Here is a 14,883-nt window from a genome sequence, read left to right as displayed (position 1 = left end):
ATCCAGTAAGCGCCGCAAGCGCATCCCTCAGATATGCGCCTCAATCCCGACCACGCGGATGAGGCCAAAGCACTGGGTCCCGGCGTCCGCCGGGATGAGCGGAAGAAAGGCGCATTTCCACTTTCAGGCGCCCGCCCATCGGCCTAGCTTGGGCGTATGAGTTCCGTGCGCCTGCCTCCTCCCGCCAGCTTTTCCGCCGCCGCCGTGGCGACCGTCGTCGGCTTCGGCGGCACGGTCGCCCTGATCGTTCAGGCCGGTCAGGCCATGGGCGCGTCGCCGGGCCAGATCATCTCCATGGTCACCGCCCTGTGTCTGGGCATCGGCCTGCCCGGCGCGGTGCTGAGCTGGCGGCTGAAGATGCCCGTGGTCCTCGCCTGGTCGACGCCGGGGGCGGCGCTTCTGGCCGCCTCGACGCTGGGTCTCGGCTGGTCGACGGCCGTAGGCGCCTTCGTCATCGCCGGGCTGATGATGGTGCTGACCGGGCTGGTCCCGGCGCTGGGCCGGTTGGCCGAGCGTATTCCCGCCGCCGTGGCCTCGGCCATGCTGGCGGGGGTGCTGTTGCCCTTCTGCCTCAAGCTGTTTCTGGTGTTCCCGACCGATCTGATGCTGGCGGCGGGCCTGCTGCTGGTCTTTCTGGTCATGCGGCGGCTGGCGCCCGCATGGTCCCTGCCCGCGGTTCTGGTCGCCGCCTTCGCCGTTCTGGCCGTGCGCGGTCAGGTCGCCCTGCCCGAGGGAACCGGCCTGTTCGGCAATCTGTCGCCGGTCATGCCCGCCTTCGACTGGAAGGCGGCGGTCAGTCTGGCCCTGCCGCTGTATCTGGTGACGCTGGCCTCGCAGAACCTGCCCGGTCTGGTGGTGCTGAGGGCCGCAGGCTACGCCCCGCCCGCCGGAAAGCTGATCTTCTGGGGCGGGCTGACCAGCACGCTTCTGGCCCCCTTCGGCGCGCACGGGGTCAATCTGGCCGCCATCACCGCCGCCATCTGCACCGAGCCGGACGCCCACCCCGACGCGACGAAGCGCTGGACCGTGGGCGTGATCTACGGCCTGTTCTATCTGGTCGTCGCCCTGTTCGCGGCGCCGCTGGCGGGGCTGTTCATCGCCATGCCGACCGGGGCGCTGGCCGCCATCACCGGCCTGGCCCTGATCGCGCCTCTGACCGGATCGCTGGGCGCCATGATGGCTGAGGTCAAGGATCGCGAAGCCGCCGTCCTGACCTTCGCCGCCACGGCGTCGGGCGTGGCCCTGTTCGGGGTCGGCTCGGCCTTCTGGGGGCTGGCGGTCGGCTTTGCAGCGCTGGCGGTGCGGCGCTGGATTCCGGCGCGCGGCTGAGCGCCTCACCGGCTTTTACATTTCCCGCCCTTTACGAGCCAAGCGGGGCCGTGTCAGCCTCCCTCCCGGCCGACTGGCGGCCGTCAGAGCGAGGCGATCATGGCGCACAAGTTCGAAGTCTATAAGGACAAGGCAGGCGAGTACCGCGTCCGGTTCAAATACAACTCCGAGATCATCTTCTCGACCGAGGGCTATTCCGACAAGTCCGGCGCCAAGCGCGCCATCGAGTCGATCAAGAAATACGTTCCTGACGCCCCGACCGAAGAAATCTGATCCTTGAGACGGCGGGGGCGCGCGAACCGCCCGCCCCCGCCGCTCCTTGATATCAAGCCGGGATATTGAGGCCGCGCTGCACGGCCGGACGGGCCACGCCGCGCGCCAGCCAGGCGGCGACAGCAGGAAAGTCCGCATAGCCGACCAGATCGCCCGCGCCATAGTGTTCGACCAGATTGCGCACCCAGCCCAGAATGGCGATGTCGGCGATGGTGTAGTCGTCGCCCATGATCCACTGGCGATCCTTCAACCGCCCTTCCAGCACGCCCAGCAGGCGGCGTGATTCGGCGACGTAACGATCGCGCGGACGCTTGTCCTCAAAGGCGCTGCCCGCATATTTGTGGAAGAAGCCGACCTGACCGAACATCGGCCCGATGGCCGCCATCTGGAAGAAGACCCACTGCAGCGTCTCATAGCGCGCGGCCGGATCGGTCGGCAGGAAGCGTCCAGATTTCTCGGCCAGATAAACCAGAATGGCGCCGGACTCGAACAGCGGCAGCGGCTTATTCCCCGGACCGTCGGGGTCGATGATGGCGGGAATCTTGCCGTTGGGATTCAGCGACAGGAACTCGGGCGTCCACGTCTCGTCCTTGCCGATATCGACCCGGTGGACCTCATAGGGCAGGCCCAGTTCCTCCAGCATGATCGAGATCTTCACCCCGTTCGGCGTCGCCAGCGAATAGAGCTGAAGCCGGTCAGGGTGCTGCGGCGGAAACTGGCGGGTGACGGGAAAGGCGGACAGGTCGGCCATGGAATGCTCCGGCTGGTGTGACCTGTTCCATGTCGGAAGCCGAAGGCCAATCCGCAACCGTGTCGGCGTCAGTCTTCGTCGCGGTCGCTGACTTCGCTAGGGCGAACGATGCGCAGCCAGCCCTCATTGATATGCAGTTCCGGCGCCGCCTCGCGGGTGAAGGGCAGATACCACGTCGGGCCGCCCTCGGCCGGGGCGATCTCCAGCATGTCGTCGGCGCCGAAATTCTGGACCGACTTCACCTTGCCCAGCACCACATCGGCCGGATCGCGCCCCTCCAGCCCGACCAGATCGGTCAGGTAGAATTCGTCTTCGTCCGGCTCAGGCAGGGCGTCGCGGGTGACGAACAGCTTCTGGCCGCGCCGGGCGTCGGCCTCTTCCTTGGAGGCGATCTCCTTGACCCGCGCCACCACGCCCGCCTTGTCCGGCCGCGCCGAGATCAGGGTCAGCACCGGTTTGCCGTCGGCGCCCAGCAGCGGCGAATAGCCGACCAGAGCCATGGCGTCGGCGGTATAGGCGCTGATCCGCACCTCGCCCTTCACCCCGAAGGCGCCGCCGATCTGGCCGACCAGGATCAGTCTGTCTTCGCTGCTCATGGCCGGGCTCCGTTTGCCGATGCGATGGGTCCAGATAGCAGAAAAGCAGCGCCCCGGAAGGACGCTGCTTTCCCATTTCAACCGGCCGGAGCCGGATGAAGAGATAAGGCTCAGGCCTGCTCTTCGGTTGCTTCAGCAGCAGCTTCGGCAGGCGCTTCAGCAGCCGGAGCTTCTTCAGCAGGCGCTTCTTCCACGGCCGGAGCAGCAGCGGCGGCGGCGGCGGCTTCAGCGGCCTCGGCCTTGGCGGCGGCTTCGGCTTCCAGGCGGTCGGCTTCGCGCTGGGCGCGCTCGGCGGCGCGTTCCTGGGCCTTCTTGCCCGGCTCGGCCTTCTTGGGGTTGTTGCCCTGCGTCCACTGGACCTTGGCGCCCAGAACTTCGTCCTGCGACAGGAAGCGAGCGACGCGGTCGGTCGGCTGGGCGCCCTTGGCCAGCCATTCCAGGATGCGCTCCTGCTTCAGGACGATGCGCGGGGTGGCGCTGTCCTTCGGCAGCATCGGGTTGTAGCTGCCGACGCGCTCGATGAACTTGCCGTCGCGCGGGGCGTGCGAGTCAGCGATGACGATGTGGTAGTAGGGGCGCTTCTTGGCGCCGCCGCGGGACAGACGAATCTTCAGCATTTTCAGTCTCTTTCTGGAAGGTCGTTATTTCTTTTTGGGGAAGCCCGGCAGACCCGGAAGGCCCCCCGGAAGTTGTCCGCCGCCCAGACCCGCCAGGCGGTCCTGAATGGCTTTCATTTCATCGGCCGAGGGTTCCGGCATCTTGCCGCCGCCCAGGGCCTTCAGACGGTTCATGTCGGGACCGCCGCCGCCCATGCCGGGCAGGCCCCCCATCATGGAGGCCATCTTCTGCAGGTTCTTGCCGCCGCCCTTGGACAGCGACTTGACCATGTCGGCCATCTGCCGGTGCTGTTTCAGCAGGCGGTTGATGTCCTGAACCTCGACGCCGGCGCCCTTGGCCACGCGCTTCTTGCGGCTGGCGTTCAGCAGGTCGGGCTTCTTGCGCTCGGCCTTGGTCATGGAGCTGATGACGGCCAGCTGGCGGTCGATCATCTTGTCCGAGACATTGTTCTCGGCCATCTGGTTCTTCAGCTTGGCCACGCCGGGCAGCAGGCCCATGATGCCCTGAAGACCGCCCATCTTCTTCATCTGGTTCAGCTGGCCCGCCAGATCGTCCAGATCAAACTGGCCCTTGGCCAGCTTGCGGGCCATCTTCTCGGCCTTGGCCTGATCCAGCTCGCCCGCGGCCTTCTCGACCAGGGCGACGATGTCCCCCTGACCCAGGATGCGGCCGGCGACGCGGCGGGCGTCGAAGACGTCCAGTGCATCGACCTTTTCGCCCGCGCCCAGATATTTGATCGGCAGGCCGGTGACGGCGCGCATCGACAGCATGGCGCCGCCGCGCCCGTCGCCGTCGGCGCGGGTCAACACCAGACCCGTCAGGGGCAGGCGCTCGTGGAAGGCGGCGGCCGTGCGCACCGCATCCTGACCGGTCAGGCTGTCGGCGACCAGCAGGGTCTCGACCGGCTTGGCGATTTCGGCGACCTCGGCCACCTCATTCATCAGCCCTTCGTCTAGGGTGATGCGGCCGGCGGTGTCGAGGATCAGGACGTCGAAGCCCTGCAGCTTGGCCGACTGAAGCGCGCGGCGGGTGATCTGGACCGCGCTCTCGCCCGCCACGATGGGCAGGGTCGCGACCTCGATCTGCTGGCCCAGAGTGGCCAGCTGCTCCATGGCCGCCGGACGACGCGTGTCCAGCGAGGCCATCATGACCTTCTTCTTGTCGAACTTCGACAGACGCAGGGCCAGCTTGGCCGAGGTCGTCGTCTTGCCCGAGCCCTGCAGACCGGCCATCAGCACGACGGCGGGCGGGGTCGCATTGGTGTTCAGCGGAACCGGCTCTTCGCCGCCCAGCATGTCGACCAGACCGTCATAGACGATCTTGACCACCTGATCGGCGGGCTTGACCGCGCGGATGACTTCCTCGCCGGTCGCGGCCGTCTTGGCGCGGGCGATGAAGTCCTTGACCACCGGCAGGGCGACGTCGGCCTCGAGCAGGGCGACGCGGACCTCGCGCAGGGCCTCCTCGACATCCTTTTCGGACAGGGCGCCGCGGCCGGTGATCCGGTCGAATACGCCTGTCAGCCGCTCGTTCAGAGCCTCGAACATTCAAACCCTTTCATGCGCCTGGGCCTTAAGCCTCCGTGAGAAACGCCCATAGGCGGGCGACCTCTGCGAACGATCACGTCGACAGAGGCCCTCTCCCGCCTCGTCCTGAAGAAAATCAGGGGTCGTGCGGGTGGAGGCGCAGGTTCAATTGCGCCGGAAGTCGCGGCTTATGACGGAAAAACAAGCGGGAGTCGATAGGCCCCATGGAAAGTCGAGCGCAGTTTCACTGCAAGCCCTCCCCATCGAGGGGGAAGGGAGAAGATCATCGCGCCCGCGACGTCGCCACCACACAAAGGGTTTGCGCGTTGCAACATGGACTGGCGCATTCGGATTCCGCTGATACGGTTCCGCTTCCGGCCTCCCCGCTGAGAGACGACCTCAATGACCCAGACCTCCGAGTTTCCCCACGACCGCCTGCGCGAAGAGGTCCGCCTGCTGGGCGCCCTGCTGGGCGAGGTGATCCGCGATGAGGGCGGACAGGACCTCTACGACCGGATCGAGGCGGTGCGGCGCGCCTCGGTGGCCTATCACCGCGACGCGGCCTCGGACGAGGCGCCGGAGCTGGAGCGGCTGCTGGGCGAGCTGTCGCTGGATCAGGCCATCGGCCTGACGCATGGTTTCGCCGCCTTCTCCCTGCTGGCCAATGTCGCCGAGGATCGCGCAGGCAAGCGCCGCGCCCAGGCCCAGGCCGAAGCGGGCGAACGGGCCGACACGCCCGAGGGCGCGCTTAAACGACTGGCCGCGGCGGGCGTCGACCGGGACGCCGTGCGCGACCTGCTGGCGCAGGCCCTGATCTCGCCGGTGCTGACCGCCCACCCATCCGAGGTGCGCCGCAAGAGCGTCATCGACCGCACCACGGCGGTCGGCGAACTGCTGGACGGCTGCGACCGCGACGGAATCGCCTGCGACGCCGAAACCCTGAAGGCGGCCCTGCGCCGCCAGATCGTCATCCTGTGGGCCACGCGGCTGACCCGCGCCTCGGCCCTGGTGGTGCAGGACGAGATCGACACCGTGGTCGACTGGCTGCAGCGCATCTTCCTGCACGTCGCCCCGGCCCAGCTGGCCGAATGGCGCCGCCTGCTGGACGCGCCCGATCTGACGCCCTTCGTGCGCATCGGCTCATGGGTCGGCGGCGACCGCGACGGCAACCCCAATGTCGACGCCGACACCCTGCGCGCCGCCTTCCGCAGTCAGGCGCGCGCCGCGCTTGGCTTCTATCTGGACGAGGTGCACGCCCTGGGCGCCGAGCTCAGCCTGTCCATCGACCTGACCCGCGTCACGCCCGAACTGGCCGCCTTGGCCAAGGGGTCAGGCGACGCCTCCATCCAGCGCGCGGACGAACCCTATCGTCTGGCGCTCAGCCAGATCTACGCCCGGCTATCGGCCGCCTATCCGGCCCTGACCGGCGAGCCGACGCCCCGCCCTGCCCGTTTCGACGCCCCGGCCTATGACGGCCCCGACGCCTTCCGCGCCGACCTGAACATCCTGCACGACAGTCTGGTGCAGACCCACGGCGCCGTCTTCGCCGACGACCGGCTGGCGCGGCTGATCACGGCGGCGGACGTGTTCGGCTTCCACATGGCGACGCTGGACCTGCGCCAGAACTCGGACGTGCATCAGCGCGTAGTCGCCGACCTGTTGAAGGTCGCGGGCGCCTGCCCCGACTACGCCGCCCTGGACGAAGACGCCCGGCTGGCCGTGCTGGCGCGCGAACTGAACAGCCCGCGCCCCCTGTTCTCCCCCTATGCCGACTATGCGCCCGAGACGCTGAAGGAGCGCGCCATCCTTCAGGCCGCCGCCGAGGCCCTTTCAACTTTCGGCCCGCAGGCGATCCGCACCCATATCGTGTCCAAGACCGACGCCGCCTCGGACATGCTGGAGGTCTATCTGCTGCTGAAGGAGGTCGGCCTCTACGACCCGGCCGATCCCGGCGCCTGCCCCATTCAGGCCGCCCCCCTGTTCGAGACCATCGACGACCTGCGCGCCGCCCGCGCCACGCTGGAGCGCGCCCTCGCCGAACCTTCCGCCCGCGCCGTGGCCGAGGCGCGCGGGGTGCAGGAGGTGATGATCGGCTATTCGGACTCCAACAAGGACGGCTCCTACCTGACCTCGGGCTGGGAGCTGCATGAGGCGTCGCGCGCCCTGCTGGACGTCACGCGCGCAGCGGGGGTGCGGCTGCAACTGTTCCACGGCCGGGGCGGCGCCGTGGGGCGCGGCGGCGGCTCGGCCTTCTCGGCGGTGCTGGGCCAGCCCGCCGGCACCGTCGCGGGCCGCATCCGCGTCACCGAACAGGGCGAAGTCATCGCCAACAAATACGGCGAACCCGAAGTGGCTCACCGCAACCTCGACGCCCTGACCTGCGGAACCCTGCTGGCCTCGCTGGGGCCGCAGTCGGACGCCGGCTACAGCGCAGAGCACGGGGCCACGGCCGCGCGCCTGTCGGCCGCCTCGATGGAGGCCTATCGCGCCCTGGTCTATGAGACGCCCGGCTTCGTCGACTATTTCCGCGCCGCCACCCCCATCGCCGAGATCGCCGACCTGAAGATCGGCTCGCGGCCCGCCAGCCGCACGACCTCCACCGCCATCGAGGATCTGCGCGCCATTCCCTGGGTGTTCAGCTGGTCGCAGTCGCGGGTCATGCTGCCCGGCTGGTTCGGCTTCGGCTCGGCGGTTCAGGGCGAAGACCCCGCCGAACTGCGCGCCATGGCCGAGACCTGGCCCTTCTTCCGCACCGTGGTCCAGAACATGGAGATGGTGATGGCCAAGGCCGACATGGCCATCGCCCGCCGCTATGCCGGACTGGTCCCCGACGCGGCGCTGGCCGGGCGCATCCACGCCGCCATCCGCGCCGAATGGGATCGCACCGTCGCCGCCGTCCTGTCGATCACCGGCCAGCAGAGCCTGCTGGGCGGCCAGCCCGAACTGGACCGGCTGATCCGCCAGCGCCTGCCCTATGTCGAGCCGCTGAACCATGTGCAGATCGAACTGATCCGCCGCCGCCGCGCGGGCGACGACGATCCGCGCGTGCGCAACGGCATTCTTCTGGCCATCAACGGCGTGGCGGCGGGCCTTAGAAACAGCGGCTGATCACAGCCACTTCGACCGCTTGAAGGCGACATACAGCCCCACGCAGATAGACAGGATCACCAGCAGCACCGCCGGATAGCCATAGGTCCAGCGCAGCTCGGGCATATGTTCGAAATTCATGCCGTAGATGCCCGCCACCGCCGTCGGCGTGGCCAGTATGGCGGCCCAGGCGGCCAGCTTGCGGGTGATGACGCCCTGCCGCTGCTGCTCCAGCAGGTTGGACACCTCGAACACCGAGGCCAGGATGTCGCGCAGGCCCGCCGCCCGGCTGGCCACCCGGCGCACATGGTCGGCGACATCGCGGAAATAAGGCCGCACCTCGCGGTCGATGCAGGGCAGGTCCAGCGACTGCAGCTTGACGCAGACCTCCTCCATCGGCCCCAGCACCCGGCTGAACTTCAGCAGCTCGCGACGCAGTTCGAACAGGCGGGTGATCTCGACGCGCGACAGGAAGCTGTCCAGCGCGACCTGCTCCATCTCCAGCACCTTGTCCTCGATGGCGTCGATGATGGGGATGTAGCCGTCGACGACGAAGTCCAGCACCCCGTGCAGGATGAAGTCCGGCCCGTGGCTCAACTGCTGCGGCGAGGCCTCCAGCTGGGCGCGCAGCTGGGTATGGGCGCGGGCCGATCCATGGCGGATGGTGATGACGTAGTCGGGGCCGACGAAGACATGGGTCTCGCCGTACAGGATGCGGTCGCCCTTGGCCTGAGCCGTGCGGGCGACGATGAACAGCTCCGAGCCATAGACCTCCAGCTTGGGGATCTGGTGCGCCGTCAGCGCGTCCTCGACCGCCAGAGGGTGCAGGTGGAAACGCCGCACCAGACCGTCGAACTCCTCGTCCGTCGGCTCATACAGGCCGATCCAGAGGTATTCCCCCTTGGCCAGCGCCAGCCCCTGATCCGTCAGCGGCGCCTCGCGCACCCGCTTGCCGTCCTTATAGACCCAGGAGGCGACGACGCTCATGCAGACCTCTCCAGCAGAACCACCGTCGAGGCTTACGCACCCCGGCAGAAATAGAAAAGGCCCGGCAGGACATCCCCGCCGAGCCTTCCATTTCAGCGCCCCACGGCCTCAAGTAGGCCGAAGGCCGATAGGCCCACTTAAAAATTGGCCTCAAGCAGCCCGAAGGGCGGTAGGCCCCCTTAAGAAGTCGGGAAGCCGCGCACCTTCAGCAGAGCCTTCACGTCCGGGTCGCGGCCGCGGAAGGCGCGATAGGCTTCGCCGCGGTCCGTGGTGTTGCCCGGCGCCAGAATGATCGACTTGAAGCGACCGGCGATGTCCGGGTTGAAGACGTCGCCCGACTCCTCGAAATAGGCCCAGGTGTCGGCGTCCATCGTCTCGGACCACAGGTAGGAATAGTAGCCCGCCGAATAGGCGTCCGAGGTGAACAGGTGGTTGAACTGCGGCAGGCGGTGCCGCATCACCATCTCCTTGGGCATCCCCAGCCGCGCCAGAGACGCCTTTTCAAAGGCGCCGATGTCGGTCGGCGGCGAAGCCTGCGTATGCAGGTCCATGTCGACCAGGGCCGAGGACAGATAGCTGACCGTCGCATAGCCCTGATTGAAGGTCGAGGACGCCTCGATCTTGTCCACCAGCGCCTGCGGCATCGGCTGCTTGGTCTCGACGTGCTTCATGTATTTGTCGAGCAGCGGGCGCGTCAGCACCCAGTGCTCATGCACCTGCGACGGATATTCCACGAAGTCGCGCGGCGTGTTGCCGAACGACGGATAGGTCACCACCGACGAGAAATAGTGCAGGGCGTGGCCGAACTCGTGGAACAGCGTCTCGGCGTCGTCCAGCGAGATCAGCAGGGGCTGGCCCTCGGCCGCCTTGACGAAGTTGTTGTTGTTCGAGGCCAGGATCGGCCTGGAGCCTGTCAGCGTCGAGAAGGACCGATAGGTGGTCATCCAGGCGCCCGAACGCTTGCCCGCCCGCGCGAAGTCGTCGGCGTAATACAGGCCGATCAGCTTGCCCGTGGCCTTGTCGGTGACCTCATAGGTGGTCACGTCCGCCTCGAAGACCGGCACCTTGTCCTTGGGCAGGCGCTTGAAGACGAAGCCGTACAGGCGCTCGGCCATGTCGAAGGAGGCGTCGCGGACGGCGTGCAGTTCGAAATAGGGCTTCAGCTCGTTCTGATCGAGGTCGTACTTCGCCTTGCGCACCTTCTCGGCGAAATAGAGGTAGTCCCACGGCTCGATGTCGTGGCCGGCGATCGCCTTCATGTCGGCGACCTCTTCGGCGACGCGGGCCTTGGCCGGGGCCCAGACGCGCTGCATCAGGTCCATCGCCGCGGCCGGGGTCTTGGCCATGGTGTCCTGCATCCGCCATTCGGCGTGGTTGGCGAAGCCCAGCAGGCGGGCGCGTTGCTGACGCAGGGCGACGATGCGGGCGATGGTCGCCTTGGTGTCGTTGGCGTCGCCGTTGTCGCCGCGCTTGACGAACTTGGTCCACACCTGCTGGCGCAGGGCGCGGTCGTCGGCGAAGGTCAGGAAGGGATCGACGCTGGAGCGGGTGTTGACGATGGCCCAGCCCTGGACGTTGCGGGCGCGCGCAGCCTCGGCGGCGGCGGCCTTGTTCGATGCGGGCAGGCCCTTCAGCCCCACCTCATCGGCGATGACGGTCCAGGTGTTTTCGTCCGCCACGACCTTCTGGCCAAAGGTGGTGAAGGCGTTCGACAGCTCGGTGTTGATGCGGCCCAGTTCGGCCTTGCCGGCCTGGTCCAGGGCGGCGCCGTTGCGGATGAAGGCGTCGCGGCTGCGCTCGGCCAGACGCTTCTGCTGGGCGCTCAGACCGGCGGCGTCGGCGCCGTCGGCCACAGCCTTGATGCGCTGGAACAGCTGTTCGTTGAAGGTGATCTCGTCCGAGGCCGCCGACAGGACGGGCGACAGCTCCATCTCGAGCGCGTCCCATTCCTCGCCGCCGATGTTCGACGTCATGACGCTGAAGATGTTCAGGGCGCGGTCCAGCGGTTCGCCCGCCATCTCCATCGCCGCCATGGTATTGGCGAAGTTCGGCGCCTCTGCGTTGGCCGCGATCGCGGCGATGTCGGCGCGTTGCAGCTCAATGCCTTCCAGCACGGCCTCGCGCATCTTGGGCACCGTCACCTTGTCCCACGGCGGCACCCCTTCATAGGGGCCGGTCCACGGCTGCAGCAGTTCGGCGCGCGGCGCGGTCGTAGGCAGGACGGCGCGGGCGATGCGGGCTTCCTCGTCGGTGTTCACCACGCTGCCGCCGTCCGAGGCGCAGGCCGCCAGGGCGAAGAGGCTCGCGCCCCCGATGAGAAGATGGCGTCTGTGCATCCGGTTCTCCCAACCTTTGATATTCGACGCGGCTCCTGTCCGTGTGACGGAACCGTCAGCATTGAAGGTGTAATCTGAACCATTGGACGGCGAAACCCCGCGGGTCTAAAGGCGTCGGCATGGCGATTGGCGTATTCGACTCCGGCGTGGGGGGCCTGACGGTCCACCGCGAACTCACAACCCGCTTTGCGACGCGGGATTTCATCTATCTGGGCGATCAGGCCCACGCCCCCTATGGCGGGCGCGGCGGCGAGGACATCGTCGAACTGACGCGCGCCGGGTGCGAGCGCCTGTTCGAGGCGGGCGCCTCTGTGGTCGTGCTGGCCTGCAACACGGCCTCGGCCATTGCGCTGCGCCGCCTGCAACAGACCTGGATTCCGGGGATGCGCGAAAAGCTTGGCCGTCCGGTCAATGTGCTGGGCATCATCGTCCCGACCATAGAGGCGGCCACCGGCCTCCCCTGGTCGTTCGAGGCCGAACGCGAAAGCCGTCTGGAGGGCGAAAAAAAAGAGGCGATCGAGATCACCGGCGTCTTCTGCACCGCCGCCACCGCCATGAGCCGCGTCTATGAGATCGAGATCGACAAGCGCCGCGACGATCTGGCCGTCTTCACCGAGGCCTGCCCCGGTCTGGCGGGCCTGATCGAACTGGGCGCCCCGGCCGAGGAACTGAAGGTGGTCGTCGACGACCACGTGGACGCCCTGCGCCGCCGCATCGGCCGCCACCCGGACAAGGCCGTTCTGGGCTGCACCCACTATGAGATCGTCGCCGACCTGTTCGCACAGGCCCTGCCGCCCGGCGTGCAGGTCATCAGCCAACCAGTCTCGGTGGCCGACTCGCTGGAGCGCTATTTCAACCGGCACCCGGAATACGACCTGGGGTCGTCGAGCCGCCGCGACTTCCTGACCACAGGCAAGCCGGGACCGCAGTCGGATCTGGTCGCCCAGTTCTGGGGCGCGCCCCTGACATTCGACCCGGCCTGATCTTCGACCCGGCCTGAACGCACGGCGCAACGGCCTATTGCTGAGCCCGGGTCTGGCCGCGCCTCTGGCCGAAGGTGGGGGCCATCTCCTTCTGCCGCGCCCAATAGTCCGCCCCGTCGTCCGGCTTGAACATGGTGCGCGGCACCCCGTTGCGGTCCACCACGGCGAAGGTGTTGGTCGAGGCCTGATAGAAGAGGGTGTCGCCGTTGGGCCGCTTCACCGTCTCGGTTCCGCGCGGCGTGTTCTCGGTAAAGGCGCGCACCTTCACCAGATAATCCTCGGCCGTCCGGGCGCCGAAGTCGGCCCCGTTGCGCTCGAACAGACGCTGCACCTTGGCGTCGGCGGTTTCGCGCCGGTTGGCGGTGACGGGTGGGGGCGCGGCCGTCGGCGGCGCCTCGGTCGCCATGTCCTGCGTGACCTCGGCCAGCAGGCCCTGCGACGCCTGCGGACTGCGCTCGCGCGTCTCGACCGCCGAGCCGCCGTTGTCGCATCCGCTCAGGATCAGGGCCGCCAGCACAAGAGCGGCCCCGCCAAAGGCTGTCTGCATCCGCATGGCGTTCCCTCCCCGGATCCCTGCCGAACGCAGTTATGCACACTCCGCCAGCGCCGACAACGCGCGATGTAAGACGCGCCGACCGCGCCGCCCGAACATGATCCGGACGCGGCTTTGTCTCGACGCCGTCACGCGGCGCGGCTACAGATTTCGCCATGACCGCACCCTCGCTTTCCAGCGCCCTGGCCGGCCGCAAGATCCTGCTGATCATCGGCGGCGGCATCGCCGCCTATAAGGCGCTGGAGCTGATCCGCCTGCTCAGCAAGGCGGACGCCGAGGTGATGACCGTGCTGACCCGGGCCGGTGCCGAGTTCGTCACCCCCATGTCGCTGGCGGCCCTGACCGGCCATCCGGTCCGACAGAACCTGTTCATGCCGGAAGACGAAACCGCCATGGGTCATATCGAGCTCTCGCGCTGGGCCGATCTGGTGGTTGTGGCGCCCGCCACCGCCGGTCTGATCGCCAAGGCCGCTAACGGCATGGCCGACGATCTGGCCTCGACCACGCTTCTGGCCACGGACAAGAAGGTGCTGCTGGCCCCGGCGATGAATGTGCGCATGTGGCTGCACCCGGCAGTGCAGGCCAATGTCGCGCGGCTGAAGGGTTTCGACGGCTTTCACGGCATGGCCGTGGTCGGGCCGGACGACGGGATCATGGCCTGCGGCGAGTTCGGCCCCGGCCGCATGGCCGAGCCGCCGGTCATCCTGGACACCGTCGCCCGCCTGCTGGCCGGACCGGACGGACGCCCGCTGACCGGCCGGACCGCCGTGGTCACGGCCGGACCGACCTTCGAGCCGATCGACCCGGTGCGCGGCCTGACCAACCGTTCCAGCGGCAAGCAGGGCTATGCGGTCGCCGCCGCCCTGGCCGAACTGGGGGCGCAGGTGACGCTGATCTCCGGCCCGGTGGCGCTGGACGCCCCTGTCGGCGTCGACCGCGTCTGGGTCGAGGCCGCGACCGAGATGAAGGCCGCCGTCGAGGCGGCTCTTCCCGCCGACATCGCCGTGATGAGCGCCGCCGTGGCCGACTGGCGCGTGGACGGCGTGGCTTCCGGCAAGATCAAGAAGGCGCCGGGCGGCCCGCCGTCGCTGGCCCTGATCGAGAACCCCGACATTCTGGCGGGCGTCTCCGCCCCCGGCCCGCGTCGTCCGAAACTGGTCGTCGGTTTCGCCGCCGAGACCAGCGACCTTGAGGTCAACGCCCGCGCCAAGCTGTCGCGCAAGGGTTGCGACTGGATCGTCGGCAACGACGTCTCGGACGAGGTGTTCGGCTCGGACGGCAACGCCGTGACCCTGTTCACGCAAAACGGCGACGAGCCGTGGCCGCGCCAGTCCAAGACCGAAGTGGCCAGAAAACTGGCCCAACGCATCGCCGATCACTTCAAGGCCTGAGAAATGACCACCATCCGCGTCGAACGCCTGCCCCACGCCCAGGGCCTGGCCCTGCCCGCCTATGAGACCGCCGGTTCGGCGGGCATGGACCTGCGCGCCGCCCTGGCCGAGGGCGAGACGCTGGTGCTGGAGCCGGGTCAGCGCAAACTGATCCCCACCGGCCTGAAGATCGCGCTGGAACCCGGCTATGAGGCGCAGGTGCGCCCCCGTTCGGGTCTGGCGCTGAAGCACGGCATCTCGGCACCCAACGCGCCCGGCACCATCGACAGCGACTATCGCGGCGAGGTCGGGGTCATCCTGATCAACCACGGCGAACTGCCGTTCGAGATCAAGCGCGGCGACCGCATCGCCCAGATGGTCATCGCCCGCTATGAACAGGCCCGGATGATCGAGGTCGAGGCCGTGGACGAAACAGAGCGGGGCGACGGCGGCTTCGGCTCAACCGGACGTTGA

13 protein-coding genes are annotated in these 14,883 nt (G+C 68.0%); 6 read left to right on the top strand and 7 right to left on the bottom strand.

Annotated features, from left to right (window positions below; all coding sequences use genetic code 11):
• The first annotated feature begins 156 nt into the window (after positions 1-156).
• Together ABE454_RS04685 and ABE454_RS04680 are read left to right on the top strand one after the other, a co-directional pair.
• A complete protein-coding gene (locus ABE454_RS04685; protein ID WP_346529576.1) occupies positions 157-1,329 on the top strand; it encodes a benzoate/H(+) symporter BenE family transporter in 1,173 nt (390 codons plus the stop codon).
• A gap of 99 nt (positions 1,330-1,428) precedes the next feature.
• Positions 1,429-1,602, top strand: coding sequence for a YegP family protein (locus ABE454_RS04680; protein WP_119413254.1), 174 nt, complete (start codon positions 1,429-1,431; stop codon positions 1,600-1,602).
• 52 nt (positions 1,603-1,654) lie between these two features.
• On the opposite strand, the gene ABE454_RS04675 is transcribed toward ABE454_RS04680, so the two are convergent.
• The 4 genes from ABE454_RS04675 to ffh all read right to left on the bottom strand — a co-directional run bounded on the left by ABE454_RS04675 (position 1,655) and on the right by ffh (position 5,114).
• Positions 1,655-2,353 (bottom strand): glutathione S-transferase N-terminal domain-containing protein, encoded by a 699-nt coding sequence (locus tag ABE454_RS04675; protein ID WP_346529574.1) that lies wholly within the window; start codon positions 2,351-2,353, stop codon positions 1,655-1,657.
• 68 nt (positions 2,354-2,421) lie between these two features.
• Positions 2,422-2,949, bottom strand: a complete 528-nt coding sequence (gene rimM, locus ABE454_RS04670; protein WP_346529571.1) for a ribosome maturation factor RimM — start codon at positions 2,947-2,949, stop codon at positions 2,422-2,424.
• Between the two features lie 110 nt (positions 2,950-3,059).
• On the bottom strand, positions 3,060-3,566 hold the full coding sequence (gene rpsP, locus ABE454_RS04665; RefSeq protein ID WP_346529569.1) for a 30S ribosomal protein S16: 507 nt from the start codon (positions 3,564-3,566) through the stop codon (positions 3,060-3,062).
• Positions 3,567-3,590: 24 nt separating this feature from the next.
• Complete coding sequence (gene ffh / locus ABE454_RS04660; RefSeq protein WP_346529567.1) at positions 3,591-5,114, bottom strand: signal recognition particle protein; 1,524 nt, start codon at positions 5,112-5,114, stop codon at positions 3,591-3,593.
• Positions 5,115-5,495: 381 nt separating this feature from the next.
• Between ffh and ppc the strand changes: the two genes are divergently transcribed.
• Entirely contained in the window at positions 5,496-8,201 is a 2,706-nt protein-coding gene (gene ppc, locus ABE454_RS04655; RefSeq protein WP_346529565.1) for a phosphoenolpyruvate carboxylase, read from the top strand.
• On the opposite strand, the gene ABE454_RS04650 is transcribed toward ppc, so the two are convergent.
• Positions 8,202-9,167 (bottom strand): magnesium and cobalt transport protein CorA, encoded by a 966-nt coding sequence (locus tag ABE454_RS04650; protein ID WP_346529563.1) that lies wholly within the window; start codon positions 9,165-9,167, stop codon positions 8,202-8,204.
• Positions 9,168-9,346: 179 nt separating this feature from the next.
• Positions 9,347-11,503, bottom strand: coding sequence for a M3 family metallopeptidase (locus ABE454_RS04645; protein WP_346529561.1), 2,157 nt, complete (start codon positions 11,501-11,503; stop codon positions 9,347-9,349).
• A gap of 119 nt (positions 11,504-11,622) precedes the next feature.
• On the opposite strand from ABE454_RS04645, the gene ABE454_RS04640 reads away from it, so the two are divergent.
• The gene (locus ABE454_RS04640) at positions 11,623-12,486 is read left to right on the top strand and encodes a glutamate racemase (protein ID WP_346529560.1); all 864 of its coding nucleotides are present in this window, start codon (positions 11,623-11,625) and stop codon (positions 12,484-12,486) included.
• Positions 12,487-12,520: 34 nt separating this feature from the next.
• On the opposite strand, the gene ABE454_RS04635 is transcribed toward ABE454_RS04640, so the two are convergent.
• Positions 12,521-13,039, bottom strand: coding sequence for an S-type pyocin family protein (locus ABE454_RS04635; protein WP_346529557.1), 519 nt, complete (start codon positions 13,037-13,039; stop codon positions 12,521-12,523).
• Between the two features lie 155 nt (positions 13,040-13,194).
• Between ABE454_RS04635 and coaBC the strand changes: the two genes are divergently transcribed.
• Together coaBC and dut are read left to right on the top strand one after the other, a co-directional pair.
• Positions 13,195-14,430 (top strand): bifunctional phosphopantothenoylcysteine decarboxylase/phosphopantothenate--cysteine ligase CoaBC, encoded by a 1,236-nt coding sequence (coaBC, locus tag ABE454_RS04630; protein ID WP_346529555.1) that lies wholly within the window; start codon positions 13,195-13,197, stop codon positions 14,428-14,430.
• Between the two features lie 3 nt (positions 14,431-14,433).
• Positions 14,434-14,883 carry a dUTP diphosphatase gene (gene dut, locus ABE454_RS04625; protein WP_346529552.1) on the top strand — a complete coding sequence of 150 codons (450 nt, stop codon included), beginning with the start codon at positions 14,434-14,436 and terminating at the stop codon, positions 14,881-14,883.

The organism is Brevundimonas diminuta (assembly GCF_039673845.1).
GTDB lineage: Bacteria > Pseudomonadota > Alphaproteobacteria > Caulobacterales > Caulobacteraceae > Brevundimonas > Brevundimonas diminuta_E.
This window is presented reverse-complemented; position numbering and strand designations above follow the sequence as displayed.

Coding starts and splice junctions, on each gene's coding strand:
- ABE454_RS04685 (WP_346529576.1), top strand. CDS start 157: ATGAGTTCCGTGCGCCTGCCTCCTCCCGCCAGCTTTTCCGCCGCCGCC.
- ABE454_RS04680 (WP_119413254.1), top strand. CDS start 1,429: ATGGCGCACAAGTTCGAAGTCTATAAGGACAAGGCAGGCGAGTACCGC.
- ABE454_RS04675 (WP_346529574.1), bottom strand. CDS start 2,353: ATGGCCGACCTGTCCGCCTTTCCCGTCACCCGCCAGTTTCCGCCGCAG.
- rimM (WP_346529571.1), bottom strand. CDS start 2,949: ATGAGCAGCGAAGACAGACTGATCCTGGTCGGCCAGATCGGCGGCGCC.
- rpsP (WP_346529569.1), bottom strand. CDS start 3,566: ATGCTGAAGATTCGTCTGTCCCGCGGCGGCGCCAAGAAGCGCCCCTAC.
- ffh (WP_346529567.1), bottom strand. CDS start 5,114: ATGTTCGAGGCTCTGAACGAGCGGCTGACAGGCGTATTCGACCGGATC.
- ppc (WP_346529565.1), top strand. CDS start 5,496: ATGACCCAGACCTCCGAGTTTCCCCACGACCGCCTGCGCGAAGAGGTC.
- ABE454_RS04650 (WP_346529563.1), bottom strand. CDS start 9,167: ATGAGCGTCGTCGCCTCCTGGGTCTATAAGGACGGCAAGCGGGTGCGC.
- ABE454_RS04645 (WP_346529561.1), bottom strand. CDS start 11,503: ATGCACAGACGCCATCTTCTCATCGGGGGCGCGAGCCTCTTCGCCCTG.
- ABE454_RS04640 (WP_346529560.1), top strand. CDS start 11,623: ATGGCGATTGGCGTATTCGACTCCGGCGTGGGGGGCCTGACGGTCCAC.
- ABE454_RS04635 (WP_346529557.1), bottom strand. CDS start 13,039: ATGCGGATGCAGACAGCCTTTGGCGGGGCCGCTCTTGTGCTGGCGGCC.
- coaBC (WP_346529555.1), top strand. CDS start 13,195: ATGACCGCACCCTCGCTTTCCAGCGCCCTGGCCGGCCGCAAGATCCTG.
- dut (WP_346529552.1), top strand. CDS start 14,434: ATGACCACCATCCGCGTCGAACGCCTGCCCCACGCCCAGGGCCTGGCC.